Annotated in this window: 12 protein-coding genes; 10 read left to right on the top strand and 2 right to left on the bottom strand. The window is 44.7% G+C overall.

Features of this window, described 5'->3' with window-relative positions; all coding sequences use genetic code 11:
• The first annotated feature begins 660 nt into the window (after positions 1-660).
• The 4 genes from mhpT (at position 661) to ppk1 (ending at position 6,119) form a co-directional block, all read left to right on the top strand.
• Complete coding sequence (gene mhpT / locus FTV08_RS09350; RefSeq protein WP_180087174.1) at positions 661-1,866, top strand: 3-(3-hydroxy-phenyl)propionate transporter MhpT; 1,206 nt, start codon at positions 661-663, stop codon at positions 1,864-1,866.
• 308 nt (positions 1,867-2,174) lie between these two features.
• Positions 2,175-2,804: a bifunctional nicotinamidase/pyrazinamidase gene (gene pncA / locus FTV08_RS09345; protein WP_005105311.1), complete on the top strand. Its 630-nt coding sequence runs from the start codon at positions 2,175-2,177 to the stop codon at positions 2,802-2,804.
• 179 nt (positions 2,805-2,983) lie between these two features.
• A complete protein-coding gene (locus FTV08_RS09340; protein ID WP_373687392.1) occupies positions 2,984-3,877 on the top strand; it encodes a bile acid:sodium symporter family protein in 894 nt (297 codons plus the stop codon).
• Positions 3,878-4,055: 178 nt separating this feature from the next.
• A complete protein-coding gene (gene ppk1 / locus FTV08_RS09335) occupies positions 4,056-6,119 on the top strand; it encodes a polyphosphate kinase 1 (protein WP_180087173.1) in 2,064 nt (687 codons plus the stop codon).
• Between the two features lie 94 nt (positions 6,120-6,213).
• On the opposite strand, the gene FTV08_RS09330 is transcribed toward ppk1, so the two are convergent.
• Positions 6,214-7,467 carry a hypothetical protein gene (locus tag FTV08_RS09330; protein WP_005245633.1) on the bottom strand — a complete coding sequence of 418 codons (1,254 nt, stop codon included), beginning with the start codon at positions 7,465-7,467 and terminating at the stop codon, positions 6,214-6,216.
• 77 nt (positions 7,468-7,544) lie between these two features.
• Between FTV08_RS09330 and serB the strand changes: the two genes are divergently transcribed.
• The 3 genes from serB (at position 7,545) to FTV08_RS09315 (ending at position 10,136) form a co-directional block, all read left to right on the top strand.
• Entirely contained in the window at positions 7,545-8,765 is a 1,221-nt protein-coding gene (gene serB / locus FTV08_RS09325; RefSeq protein WP_180087172.1) for a phosphoserine phosphatase SerB, read from the top strand.
• A gap of 414 nt (positions 8,766-9,179) precedes the next feature.
• Positions 9,180-9,515 (top strand): ciprofloxacin tolerance protein AciT, encoded by a 336-nt coding sequence (gene aciT / locus FTV08_RS09320; RefSeq protein WP_005094938.1) that lies wholly within the window; start codon positions 9,180-9,182, stop codon positions 9,513-9,515.
• Positions 9,516-9,656: 141 nt separating this feature from the next.
• Positions 9,657-10,136, top strand: a complete 480-nt coding sequence (locus FTV08_RS09315) for an SCP2 sterol-binding domain-containing protein (RefSeq protein WP_004647189.1) — start codon at positions 9,657-9,659, stop codon at positions 10,134-10,136.
• A 118-nt stretch (positions 10,137-10,254) separates the two neighbouring features.
• On the opposite strand, the gene dtd is transcribed toward FTV08_RS09315, so the two are convergent.
• Positions 10,255-10,695, bottom strand: a complete 441-nt coding sequence (gene dtd / locus FTV08_RS09310) for a D-aminoacyl-tRNA deacylase (RefSeq protein ID WP_005094942.1) — start codon at positions 10,693-10,695, stop codon at positions 10,255-10,257.
• Between the two features lie 227 nt (positions 10,696-10,922).
• Between dtd and FTV08_RS09305 the strand changes: the two genes are divergently transcribed.
• The 3 genes from FTV08_RS09305 to pncB all read left to right on the top strand — a co-directional run bounded on the left by FTV08_RS09305 (position 10,923) and on the right by pncB (position 14,478).
• Positions 10,923-12,437 carry a catalase gene (locus FTV08_RS09305; protein WP_005250221.1) on the top strand — a complete coding sequence of 505 codons (1,515 nt, stop codon included), beginning with the start codon at positions 10,923-10,925 and terminating at the stop codon, positions 12,435-12,437.
• Between the two features lie 185 nt (positions 12,438-12,622).
• Positions 12,623-13,153, top strand: a complete 531-nt coding sequence (locus tag FTV08_RS09300) for an ankyrin repeat domain-containing protein (RefSeq protein ID WP_005105317.1) — start codon at positions 12,623-12,625, stop codon at positions 13,151-13,153.
• A 119-nt stretch (positions 13,154-13,272) separates the two neighbouring features.
• Positions 13,273-14,478, top strand: a complete 1,206-nt coding sequence (gene pncB / locus FTV08_RS09295; protein WP_004729084.1) for a nicotinate phosphoribosyltransferase — start codon at positions 13,273-13,275, stop codon at positions 14,476-14,478.
• The last annotated feature ends 147 nt before the right edge of the window (positions 14,479-14,625 follow it).

Raw genomic sequence — 14,625 nt, 5'->3', positions numbered from 1 at the left:
GTATTTTGATTTATAGCAAATTCAATAGATTTGCATTGAATTGAATATTGCTTATGCAAATTATGACTGATCAAACGCATAAGAACAATATGCTTTAGTAAAAGCTACTGAATTCTTTATACAAAGCCTTTTGGAAACAATCAAGTAATAAATAAGATGATTTATAAAGCAAAATCCTGAGACCAAAGTTATGTCTCCAGTCTAAACAAAAGAGGATATTGCCCCAAATGAACCCAATAATGATAAGGCTTGTGCAAAAAGATCAGCTGAAATCTGCCATTTTTATGCCTTTTGATTTTTGATTAATAGTTATATTGGATAAATTGAGACCTCTTACATCTTGATCGCACTCTCGCACCAAAACAAATAAAGTCAAAAACGACTAAGACTAATCTTTTTTAAATATCAATAGATTGAGAATTTTTTTCTTATCGGTTAATTTTTTAACTTGATGTATAAGCTTTAAACTCTAAGTCTTGAACTTTATGGTGTTCTGATTAAGTGTTTTTGCGACTTTATCTGGTCTTATCCTATTTTTATCTGCCTCTACTCCTTTGGGAATATCTAAGCAAAATGTTCAACTTATTGATAGTTATTTCTGCAATCAGGCTCATAGATGATGGCTGTCTTTTGTAATGCTGATTGAACAAGGATAATCCAATGGAAAAATCAGACAATAAGCATGCTATCGTCACGGTCGCGATCTGTTTTCTGATTGCGGTGATTGAAGGCTTAGATATTCAGGCAGCCGGAATTGCTGCTGCAGGTATTCGTGAGCATTTTGGTCTCGATAGTTCCCAGTTGGGTGTGTTTTTTAGTGCAGGGATTCTGGGTTTATTACCGGGTGCACTGGTTGTTGGGCGATTTGCGGACCGCATTGGCCGTAAGAAAGTCTTGATCTGGTCGACAGCAGTATTTGCTGTATTTACCTTATGTACCGTCTGGGTCAATAGCTTTAACAGCTTGCTGGCAGTGCGTTTCCTGGCTGGAGCAGGTCTGGGCGGCGCGATGCCAATTCTGATCACACTTGCTTCTGAAGCAGTCTCTCCACAAAATCGTGGCCGTGCAGTGGGCTTGATGTACTGCGGTATGCCAGTCGGTGCAGCGATTTTGTCTTTAATTGCAGCGACTGAATTTGGTGCTAATTGGAAGAATGTTTTTTATCTCGGTGGTCTGTTACCGATTCTTGCCATTCCGCTGATGATGTTATTTTTGCCTGAATCGAAGGAATACCTGAAAGCACAGAATAAAACGGCTGCAGAACTTGCTGTTGCACCGCAGGGTTCATTCAAGGACCTGTTTAATTCGGACAACCTGTTACGTACGCTATGTATCTGGGTGAGCTACTTCTTTACCTTGATGGTGGTTTACATCATGTTGAGCTGGTTGCCATCATTGTTTATGGAACTTGGCTTTACCCGTAAAGATGCTTCAACTGCACAATTCTACTTCATGGTGACAGCGACGATTGGTACGATTATTTTGGGTATGCTGACCGACCGCTGGAAGAAAGCCTATGTGATCCTGTTGATGTACGGCGGTATTCTGGCAGGTCTGTTGGCGCTGAATGGCGCAAGCTCGCTGAACCAGATGTATATGGCAGCCGCATTGGCCGGTGCCTTCGTGATTGGCTGTCAGGGTGTACTGTATGCCTTCGGTAGTATCGTGTATCCGACTGAAGTGCGTGGTACTGGTGTTGGTGTTGCGTCTGCAGTTGGCCGTATCGGTGCCATGCTGGGTCCAGTCATTGCCGGTCAGTTATTGACAGCAGGTTTTGGTGCTGCGGGAGTCATTAGCGCTGCGATCCCATGTATCATCATCTCTGCATTATGTATGCTGTTCCTGGTGAACCGCACTAAAGTGTAAGGTTCAACGATTTAAAAAAGCCTGCTCTTGCAGGCTTTTTTATTTTCAGAATTTAAGAATTAAATACACTGTTTTATTATTAAAAAGACTCATCACTTTATCTTAAAACTTATTTTTTTTGCAGAGATCTAGCTTGATACAAGCCCGGAACTCATCTCATATTTGTCAAAAACAATGAATCTATTGATCTGCTCATATACACATGCCGAGAATACACAGTCATGCCATTTTTAACCGTAGAGCTAAAAATCCTGAGGTATTTTGCGCTATGCTTGGGCATAAATCGAGATTTCAATGGATGAAAACAGATGCAGAATAATGTTGCTTTACTGGTCGTAGACGTACAAAGAGGATTTACCCCGGGAGGCAATCTGGCTGTAGCCAATGCTGACCAGATTATTCCAAATATTAATCTATTGGGGCAGCATTTTAAGCATATTATCCTGACCCAAGACTGGCATCCGGATAACCATATTTCTTTTGCAGACAACCACCCCGGCAAAGTAGCCTATGACAGCATTCAGCTGGATTATGGCACTCAGGTCTTATGGCCAAAGCATTGTGTGCAAGGGACACGCGATGCCGAACTGCATCCGGATTTAAATTTACCGCAAGCACAACTCATCATTCGCAAGGGTTTTCATTCCCAGATCGACAGTTACTCGGCCTTTATGGAAGCTGACCAGAAAACCCCGACGGGTCTTGCCGGCTATCTGCGTGAACGTGGGATTGATACCGTATTTGTGGTCGGGATTGCTACGGACTTTTGTGTGGCCTGGACTGCAATCGATGCCTGCAAACTGGGCTTTAAAACCTATGTGATTGCTGATGCCACCAAGGGCATTGACCTGAATGGTTCCTTGCAACATGCCTGGCAAGATATGCTGTCGCATGGCGTAAAACGTATCTATGTGAAAGATATTGTTCAAGCAGCTTAACACTGGATAGGGATAGAACTTAATATCCCTTTGATCTTATTTATATTTGAATATAAAAATTCAGGCATCAACGGGTGCCTGTTTTATCTTGCTTTTTCTCCCTTAATGTCACCTGGATGAAACCCATGTCAGCCTTGCTCCAGTTTAGCCAATTTGTCCAAAAAACCTTTGCTTTATGAGTGCTGCTTTTTTCCGGCATTGCCTTGATGATCCCTGAAGTTTTTGTCTGGTTACGGGCTTATATTCCGTGGATGTTGGGCATCATCATGTTCGGCATGGGCATGACCATGACCGTCGGAGATTTTAAAAGTGTCTTGCAAAGTCCGAAGGCAGTAGCGATTGGCGTCGTCGCCCAGTTTATGGTGATGCCGGGTTTGGCCTTTTTGCTGTGCAAGCTGTTCCAGCTGCCACCAGAGATTGCCATCGGGGTAATCTTGGTGGGTTGCTGTCCGGGCGGAACTGCATCCAATGTGATTACCTATATGGCCAAGGGCAATACTGCCTTGTCGGTCGCCTGTACCTCGGTTTCGACTTTACTGGCGCCCATTTTAACTCCGGCCATTTTCTATGTGTTGGCCAGTCAGTGGATTGAGATCAATGCCTGGTCGATGCTGGTGTCGATCTTACAGGTGGTGTTATTCCCAATTATTCTGGGCTTAATCGTACGGGCGCTACTCAAGCAAAAAGTCACGGCCTATATTCAGGTCATGCCGTTAATTTCTGTAATTGCGATTGTGGCAATTGTCGCGGCGATTATTGCCGGCAGCAAAACCCAGATTCTGGAGTCCGGTTTAATGATTTTAGGAATCGTGGCCTTACACAATGGTATGGGCTATTTACTGGGTTATTGGGCCAGTCGTATATTTCACTTGGCAGAAATAGACTGTCGTGCAGTATCCATTGAAGTCGGGATGCAGAATTCTGGTCTGGGTGTGGCTTTGGCGGCAACCCATTTTGCTGCATCTCCAATGACGGCTTTGCCAAGCGCCATTTTTAGCCTGTGGCATAATATTTCAGGACCAGCTTTAGCCACTTATTGGGCTGCCAGACAAACTGAAAAAACAGACACCTAATTGCAGTTTGAGGACAGCACACAACAAGCTAGAACATGATTTTTTATAATGTGAAAAAGTTAGAATATTAATTTATATGGATTTATCGAGCTTTGTAACATAAGTGTCATGAAGTCTGCCTAAGATCGCCCCTCAATGATGTGAAACAACAGACTGTAATCAGCAGCATTGAGAGGGCATGGAACAATTTCAGCATTCGTCAGCGACCTATTTTAATCGGGAACTTTCCTTATTTGAATTTCAGCGTCGTGTCTTGGCACAAGCACTCGATCCGAATTTACCGATTTTAGAGCGCTTAAACTTCCTGATTATTTTTTCCCGTAACCTGGATGAGTTCTTTGAAATCAGGATTGCCGGGCTGATGAAACAGCAAGACCTGAATGCGACTACCCGGACGCCTGATGCTGTACCTACCGAGCTGGTTCTACAACAACTGTCCCAGTCCATTCATGCCACAGTTAACAAGCAGTATGAGGTTCTGAATCATGCAGTTTTGCCTGAACTTCAGGCGCAAGGGATTCAGTTTCTTCAATACCAGGATCTTCTGGAAAAACATAAGGCCTGGATTGCAGCCTTTTTTGCCAAAGAAGTGCAACCGGTATTGACCCCGATCAGTCTGGATCCTTCACATCCTTTTCCACGTTTGGTGAATAAAAGTCTGAACTTTATTATCAGCTTGGAAGGTAAAGATGCCTTTGGCCGTGAAATCGAGATGGCGATTGTGCCAGCACCACGTTCCTTACCGTGCCTGATTAAAATTCCGGAAGATGTCACCGGAAACAATACCACCCAGATTTTTCTGACCGCTATCATCCAGCAGCATATCAGTGATTTGTTCCCCGGCATGAAAGCGACCGGATGTTATGCCTTTCGGGTCACCCGCAATGCCGATCTGGTACTGTCGGAAGATGTCGATGATCTGGCAGTGGCTTTAAAAGACGAACTGTGTTCGCGCCGCTTTGGTCGTGCAGTACGTCTGGAAATTGAAAATGACTCTCCACAGAACATCATCGATTATTTACTAGATGAATTTGATCTGACGGAACAGGAACTGTACCGGATTGATGGACCGATCAATTTGTCCCGCCTGAGTACCAGCTTTGAGCGTCCAGAATTAAAGTATCCGCATTTTAGTCCGGTCATTCCCAAAATTTTCCGTAAACAGAAAAGTATTTTTGAAATTTTAAAGGCGCAGGATGTGCTGCTGCATCATCCTTTTGATTCATTCCAGCCGGTGATTACTTTACTGCGGGAAGCGGCCAAGGACCCGGCGGTGCTGGCGATCAAGCAGACGCTGTATCGTAGTGGTCCGGATTCGGAAATTGTTCAGGTGCTGGCAGAAGCCGCACGGAATGGCAAAGAAGTCACGGCCGTGATTGAACTGCGGGCGCGTTTCGATGAGGAATCTAACATCATGGTGGCCAATATCCTGCAAGAAGCCGGCGCGGTCGTGGTCTATGGCATTGTCGGTTATAAAACCCATGCCAAAATGATTCTGATTGTCCGGCGTGAAAATCAGGAATTACTGCGTTATGCGCATCTGGGTACCGGAAACTATCATGCCGGTAATGCCCGCATGTACACCGATTATGGCCTGATGACCACACAGCCGGATATCTGTGAAGATGTGCACCGCATGTTCCAGGAACTGACTGGTATGGGGAAAATGGCCAAACTGAAAGCCTTGCTGCATGCACCGTTTACCCTGCATAGCGAATTGCTGAAACTGATTGAACAGGAAAAGGCATTTGCCCTGGCCGGCAGAGCCGCGCATATCATCATCAAAGTGAATGCACTTACCGAACCGCAATTGATTGCTGCCCTGTATCAGGCTTCGCAGGCTGGGGTAAAAATTGACCTGATTGTGCGTTCAATCTGCTGTCTGATTCCACAAGTTACCGGTATGTCTGAAAATATCCAGGTCCGTTCAATCGTAGGACGTTTCCTGGAACATACCCGGGTTTATTATTTTGAACATGGCGGTGCCAAGAAACTGTATTGTGCCAGTGCCGACTGGATGGGCCGTAACCTGTTTTCCCGGGTGGAAACCTGTTTCCCGGTGCTGGATCCAGAGCTGAAAAAACGGATTTATAAAGATGGCCTGATCAGCTATTTAAAAGATTGTCACAATGCATGGGAGTTAGATGCCGAGGGTCAGTGGCATAAAGTCCCCTGTCAGGATCCGGCCCAGCCTTATAATGCCCAGCAATATCTGCTGGAACAGAAACAGTTAAAAATTTAAGAGATAGGCCAAGACACACTGGCGTATTTGTTTTGTACCCATAAAAAAGCCGGATGTTGGATCCGGCTTTTTTAATTAAAACATTCAAGGATATTTATGAGGCTTTGGACTGTTTGGATTTTAGAATTTCAGTTCTAAAAGTCTGTGCCAGCTCGGCGCTTTCAGCATCCATCCCATTCACCACAAAAGCGTGACGGGTCAGGACATTGGTTGGATTCGGCATGCTGACCAGCTGGAAGTGATCACTCACATCTTTCAGCAAGGTGTTCGGTACATGTAAGGCACTTTCTTTCGCGACCAGATGCTGAGTCAGGCGCTCAGCGGCCTGTACCGAGCTGAGCTGCATCTCCTCGACTTTAGAGGCAATCGCGCTACGGGTTTGTAGCACAAAACGTTTTTCTTCACGATAGCGTTTATACAGCACTTCCGAAAGCAGCTGGAACACGGCACTGATCATGGTCAGGCAGGCCAGGGCATTCGGTTTGTCTGCCGCGATACTAATGGTGGCACCTTTTTCATCAAATTTATGTACGGTACAAATATCAGAACTATTCAATTTATAGCGTTGCACACAGAGTTCGGTGGCTTTATTCAGGAAAATCTGGCAGAGATTGAAATAAGGCACTGAAACGGTTTTATTCACGCTATCCAGTAATTGTTTTGGATCGTAGAACTGGATGTTTAAGCTCAGGCTATCGCTCTCCAGTACCGCCGGCTTATGTTCTTTTTCTTTGGCTTTATTTTTCACTGCCTGTTGGGCTTGGGCAATCGCCAGTGCCGCATTATGCTTTTCCTGTTCCAATGCCTGAGTCAGGTTCTGAATTTCGAATTTCAACCGTGATTCATTATTGATGCGCGCCAGATATTCAGTCCGACTTGGACGTGCCACGGCACGATAAGCGACCCAGAGCAGACCATGAATGATGAAAGAGAACAGAATCGCCAGCCATTGCGTGCGCAAAATTTCACCAATACTTGGCTCAATCAGGGTGATTTCAATCACACCGACTTTTTTCTCGTTTTGCAGCGCATCACGGACAAAAACTTCACCCTCGCGAGTTTTGGTCAGTCCGCCAGTGGCTAAAACTTGAGCTTTTGCATCCAGAATCCGGATGGAAGCTACACTGGGATTGGTGGCATAACGATTTGCCAGCAACGCCAGAGAAACGCGGTTGGGCGGTTCAAGCTCAGACAGGCTGTCTGTCACCAGTTGACTGGTGATCAGCTGTCCCTGATTGGCACGGTTTTCATTCAGTTGGTGAGTGGTTGCCAATACCAGTAAAAAGGTATGCAGAGCAAAACTTACAATCAATAGGCTAGCAAATAGCCCTTGTCTAGGCGCATTCAACGTAAACTTCCAAGGCAATTCTGTTCAATTTCGATTATGATTCTAACAATAGTTGTAGCTCAGACCCGAGTCAATTCATGCGAGAAATCATTCTTATATCATTCTTAGGACCTGACCAGCCTAATCAATTTACACGATTAATGCAGGTTTTGTCCGCCCATTCCTTACAGATTTTAGATGTAGGGCAAGCGGTTATTCATAATCAGTTAACCTTAGGTATTGTTGTAGCCTCTGAAGACCAGATAGCGACAGCATTAGCCATGAAGGAGATCCTGATTCTAGCACATGATATCGGGTTAACTGTGCGCTTTAAACCGATCTCTGCGACTGAATATGATCAGTGGGTCAAAGAGGGTGGACGCACACGTTATATCGTAACGGCATTGGCCCCTGAATTAAATGCCTCTCATCTGCAAGCCGTGACCCAGATTGTCTCGGGACAAGGCTTTAATATTGAAACTGTGACCCGCCTGTCTGGTCGCCCTGTTTTAGATGGCCAGAGCGCAGGGTCAAAACGTGCTTGTGTCCAGTTTGGTTTAAGTGGACAGATGCTGGATGCAGCCGCCATGCGTGCGGCCTGTCTCAGCCTGTCGAATGAACTGAATGTCGATGTTGCGGTGCAGGAAGACAATGCCTATCGCCGTAACCGCCGTCTGGTTTGCTTTGATATGGACTCGACCCTGATCGAGCAGGAAGTTATTGACGAACTGGCAATTGAAGCCGGTGTTGGTGAGCAGGTCGCTGAAATTACCGAACGTGCCATGCAAGGCGAGCTGGACTTCCAGCAAAGCTTCCGTGCCCGTGTGGCTTTATTAAAAGGTATGGACGCATCGGTACTTCCGAAAATTGCCGAGCGCCTGACCATTACCGAAGGGGCGGAACGCCTGATTTCGACTTTAAAAGCACTAGGTTACCGTACTGCAATTCTTTCTGGCGGTTTTCAGTATTTTGCGGAATATCTGCAAACTAAACTGGATATTGATGAAGTGCATGCCAATGCGCTCGATGTGCAGGATGGCGTGGTCACTGGTGAAGTCAAAGGCCATATCGTCGATGGCGCACGCAAAGCACTCTTGCTCGGTGAAATCGCCCAGGAGATGGGAATTTCCCTGGAACAAACCATTGCAGTCGGTGATGGCGCCAATGACTTACCAATGCTCTCGATTGCAGGACTCGGTGTGGCTTTCCGTGCCAAGCCGCTAGTACGCCAAAATGCCAATCAAGCGATTTCTAGCGTCGGTCTGGACGGTGTGCTGTATCTGCTCGGTGTACATGATAAAGACCTGAACCGTGCATAAATACAGGCTTTGATTGATTTTAAACGCGACCTCCGGGTCGCGTTTTTTATTGCTTATGATCTGAGTGATATAAGGAATAGCTGAAATGTGGCTACAAAAACATCGATCATCTTAAACGGAAAAATAATTTTTTCACTTAAAAAAACTACTGATAATTTTGTAATGACACGCCAACATTGGCGCAGTCATTGATCCACAAAAATGTGAAAAGCAAAAAATGTAATGACAATATAATATCGCGACAAATTATGTCGTTAGGCTGGATGACAGGACTTTTTTTATGCAAAAAACTCAGCATAATGCAGGCATAGAGATACAAATCAACAGATTTCATTTTATTGATTTAACGAAATTCAATAGATAGAAGCGTTGCAATATCAAGCGGGAACTATCTATCTGGATGGAGGGGGTTATATGGTAACAGCGCATTTAGCAACGATTGTGGGCTTCAGTTTAGTCGCTGTAGCTGTGCTTGCTGTGTTCTTCTCGCCTTATCGTCGCTGGTTAAGCTTTATGGCGGCCGGGATGCTGGTATGGGGCCTGATCGAGGTGATTCGTGTAGGAACTCAAACTTGGTTTGAGCTACCAATGACGTATAGTTATCTGAGCGCGTTAACTGCGGTCATGATGGTGGTGACTGGCCTGTTGTTGCGTGAAGATCGTCGTGCTGAGCGTGCTTTGGCAAAACGCCGTTGCATCGAACATACGCCAGTGTATGAAGACGACCAGCAGCAGCTTTCAAGCCGTTAATTCTACAAGTTGTAATGAAAAAAATGCACCCACGGGTGCATTTTTCAGTTTGGAAATATGATACAAACTGCATAATCCACCTAGCCCAGAACTATGCTAGGATATTTGTCAATTTTCGTACAATTAGAATAGGCATCCTCCATGAAACTGTCGTCCATTCCTGTGTTAAAACTTCCTCTTATTGATATGAGTACAGATCCGCTGGACTTACTGGTCGCAGGTTTAGCTTTACGTATGAAGCAGTTGGCACGTACCAGCCCAAAATTCATTGAACTGGTACATGGGCGTCAATTCCGTATCCAGATTGGTACGGATGAAGGTATGGCACGTCAGATTATTGTGGATAACGGTCATATTGATACCGTTTCTGGTGATGCTGAAAAAGCTGATTTTGTGTTGCAGTTTGCTGACAGTGAGCAGGGTGTGAAGACCTTGGTCAAAGGTGACCCGACGGCATTTATGACCGGCATGCAAAGTGGCACCATTAAAATGGAAGGCGACTTTGGCCTGCTGGTTTGGTTTAACCAGGTGGCAAAAATGATTCCACCAAAACTGCCAAAGCCAGTCAAAGAAAAAGTGAAAATGGTACGTCAGTTTATTAAAGAAAAAACTGGTAAATAAGTTAAAAATCTTTCATCCAACCTTTTCTTTCTCCCTTTGGGAGAAACACAAAGAGGGGTGAAAGGATGAAAGATTTTTTAAAAGAAAAAGTCCTCAATTCGAGGGCTTTTTTACTGAATCATTCAACTTCCAGATTAAACGTCACCGGCCCATCATTGACCAGATGCACTTTCATGTCGGCGGCAAAAATACCGGTTTGCACATGTTCAAACTGGCTTTGGGCATATTCTACCAGCTGCTCATAAAGTGCTTTAGCCTCGGCAGGCGGCATAGCGGGGCCAAAGTCTGGACGTAAACCCTTCTGGGTCTGTGCCATCAAGGTAAATTGTGAAACCAGCAATAAACCACCGTCGGCCTGGGCAACGTTCCAGCCCATTTTACCCTGTTCATCATCAAAGAAACGGTATTTCAATATCTTATCAATCAGCTTTTTGCCTTTTTCCAGATTGTCATCTTTACCTAAACCTAGAAAAACCAGAATTCCTTTTTCAATTTCCCCAGTGGTTTCACCCTCGACCACGACTTTAGCTTCTAAAACTCTTTGTAATAAGGCACGCATTTTACATATGGACTGCTAATGATAGATGGACGTGATTGTAGCAAAAATAAAATCTGGAGCAGTATGAGATGCTGTTTTTATGAACTTTAAATATCTGAAAATCAATTGATTAATTTTTTTAAATCCATTAAAGCGATTGAATTAATAAAAATAATCTGTTTTATCTATTTATTGTGTTGGCGTATCTTAGCCCATGCAGGAAAGGTAATAAATTGAGAGATTTAGAAATGTTTAAGCGTTCATTACTGGTTGCAATGATTGCAACTGTCACAGCTGCACAAGCTGCTCCTTTAACTAAAGACAATGGCGCACCAGTCGGTGATAACCAGAACTCGATCACTGCGGGTCCAAATGGTTCAGTACTCCTTCAGGACGTTCAACTGGTACAAAAATTACAACGTTTTGGTCGTGAGCGTATTCCTGAGCGTGTCGTACATGCGCGTGGTACAGGGGCATATGGTGAATTCGTTGCGACCAAAGATCTATCTGATCTTACCCTCGCTTCGTTGTTCAAAGCGGGGACTAAAACTCCAGTTTTCCTACGTTTCTCTACCGTAATTCATGGTAAAGGTTCACCAGAAACTCTACGTGACCCACACGGTTTTGCATTGAAATTCTACACTCAAGAAGGTAACTGGGACTTGGTCGGTAACCAGACACCGGTATTCTTTATCCGTGATGCAATCAAGTTCCCGGACTTCATTCATGCCATGAAGCCAAGCCCAGTAACGAATGTCCAAGATGCTAACCGTGTGTTTGACTTCCTGTCGAGCCAGCCATGGGCAACCAACATGCTGACTTATGTGTATGGCAAGCAAGGTGTTCCAACTAGCTATCGTGAACAGGACGGTTTTGGTGTTCACGCTTACAAACTGTATAACGACAAAGGCGAATACAAGTACGTGAAATTCAACTTCCGCTCTAAACAGGGCGTGAAAGGCCTGAACGTGAAAGAAGCGGCTGAACAGCAGGGTAAAGATTTCAACCACTTGACCAATGATCTATATAACAACATCTATGCGGGTAATTTCCCGAAATGGGATCTATATATTCAGGTGATTGATCCTAAAGATCTAAACAGCTTTGATTTTGATCCGTTAGATCCAACCAAAATCTGGCCAACTGAGCTGGTACCAGAAACTAAAGTCGGTACTTTGACGCTGAACCGTATGCCGAAGAACTTCTTCAACGAGACTGAACAGTCGGCATTTGCGCCAGGTAACCTGGTACCAGGCATCGAGCCATCAGAAGACCGTCTGTTACAAGGCCGTATCTTCTCTTATTCGGATACACAAATGTACCGTCTAGGTGCGAACCATCAGCAAATTCCGGTGAACCGTCCAGTGGTAAATGTGAACAACAATAACCAAGATGGCTACATGAATATCTCTGAGCATGACTCGGATGTGAACTATGAGCCAAGCCGTAAAGAGCCAAAAGCTGCAACTGAAAAAGCACGTGCGGTTCAAACTCCATTATCTGGTCATGTACAGCAAATTGGCGTGAAAGAGCAGAACTTCAAACAGGCAGGTGAGCTGTATCGTTCATACACGGCCAAAGAGAAAGATGACCTGATCATGAACCTTGCTGCTGACTTAGGTGCAGTGAAAGATTCAGAAACCAAGCACATCATGTTGTCTTACTTCTACAAGGCAGATGCGGACTACGGTACACGTATGACCAAGGCGGTAAACGGTAACCTGGCGACTGTTAAAGCCAAAGCTGCAAAATTAAAAGACTAATCCCGATTGGTCTTGAGGAACTGGTGACTAGGGCATAGCGCATCACCTCCAAAAAGTCCTGTAATACTCCAAACCTTTCCTGCACCCTAGGGGGAGTTTTACAGGCACTCCGTTTTTTATCTCATCTCAGGATAATTCAGTCTTTCAAGACTTAAATTTCCCTTCGATTTCTGCTGGAGTTCATCATGAAAGTTATGTCATCTATGTTTTTAGCCAGTATTCTCACGATAGGTTCCGCATTCGCAAACGTGACTGTCGCGAAGGAGATCTCCCCCGCTAAAAGCGTGGACAATATTCAGATGAACTCACAACAGGAACTGGTCGACCTGTTCTTTGCTGCCGCCAAAATTGGCAATAGCGAAGTTATCAACGAATTTTTAAAACATGGCTTTCCGGTCGATGTACGCAATAAAGACGGTTATACGCCACTGATGATGGCAACGTATTATGGCCATCAAGCGATAGTCAGCAGTTTGCTTAAACATGGTGCCGACCGCTGTGCTCGAGACAATCGAGGCAATACGGCCTTGATGGGGGCTTTATTCAAGATGGAATTTGCGATTGCCAAGCAGTTGCGTCAGGTGGACTGTGATGTCCAGGCGCAAAAAACCGGACAAAAGACCACAGCCGAATTTGCCAAGGTCATTGGCCAGGAAAAACAGCTACAGAAACTGATTCAGGAACAGGAAAAAGCTCAGACCAACACCCAGAAATAAACCGGGTTATGCTTCTGATACTTTTGTCGCAAATACAGCCAGCTGTACGTAAATCCTGCATTATTGCATGACTTTTTATGCTTTAATGCAGAGATAAGCACAGCGATATTCCCTTAGTTATGGCTCCAATTATCCATTCTCTGTTAGATACTGACTTGTACAAATTCACTATGTTACAAGTGGTCTTACACAAGTTTCCGCAAACGCATAGTGTCTACCATTTCCGTTGTCGTAATCTGGAAGATACAGTCTATCCACTGACGGATATTCTGGATGACCTGAATCATCAACTGGACCTGCTGTGTCAGCTAAAATTCAAAGAAGATGAACTGCAATATTTAAGAAGCTTACGTTTTATCAAAAGCGATTTTGTGGATTATCTGGAACTGTTCCAGCTCAAGCGCCGTTTCATCAAGGCCAGTATCGACAGTCAAGGCCGTCTGGATATTGTGGTGGAAGGCCCGATGGTTCAGGCGATGATGTTCGAGATCTTCGTACTGGCGATTGTCAATGAACTGTATTTCAGCCGCATTCGCACGCCTGAAGTGTTGGCTGAAGGCGAACACCGTTTAAAAGCCAAAATCGAGCTATTAAAACAGTATGATGCTGCACAAAACCCCAATGATCCACCATTTTTGGTGTCAGATTTTGGTACGCGTCGCCGTTACAGTTTCGATTGGCAAAAGCATGTGGTCGAAGAATTTCACAAAGCCGCACCGCATGTGTTCCGTGGGACCAGTAATGTACTGTTAGCCAAAGAGCTGGGCATTACCCCGATTGGTACCATGGCGCATGAATTCCTGCAAGCTTTTCAGGCGCTGGACGTACGTTTACGTAATTTCCAGAAATCTGCACTGGAAAGCTGGGTACAGGAATATCGTGGTGACTTGGGTATTGCCTTGACCGATGTGGTGGGGATGGATGCATTCCTGCGCGACTTTGATCTGTACTTTGCCAAGCTGTTTGATGGCTTGCGTCATGATAGTGGCGACCCTTATGAATGGGGTGACAAGGCCTATGCGCATTATAAAAAGCTGAAAATAGACAGCAAAACCAAGATGCTGACTTTTAGTGATGGCCTGAATCTGGAAAAAGCCTGGAAATTGCATCAGTACTTTAAAGACCGTTTTCAGGTCAGTTTCGGCATTGGCACCAATCTGACCAATGATATGGGGCAAACCCCACTCAATATTGTGCTGAAACTGGTGGAATGTAACCGTCAGTCAGTAGCCAAAATCTCGGATAGTCCGGGCAAAACCATGACCGATAATGATACGTTCCTAGCCTATTTACGTCAGGTTTTTGAGATCAATGAACCTGCCTAAGTCAGTTTGAACAATTCATAATTTTAAAGAACCGTGTCTATGCAGATGCGGTTTTTTTATGCAAGATTATTTAAGACTAGGGTTTAGCTAAAATCTTGCTAATCATCTGCAAAGAAAGCGCATAAGTCTAAAAACCAGCTGTGCTAA

Origin of the sequence: Acinetobacter sp. YH12226, from assembly GCF_013417805.1 — a bacterium.
In the GTDB taxonomy this organism is placed as follows: domain Bacteria; phylum Pseudomonadota; class Gammaproteobacteria; order Pseudomonadales; family Moraxellaceae; genus Acinetobacter.
This window is presented reverse-complemented; position numbering and strand designations above follow the sequence as displayed.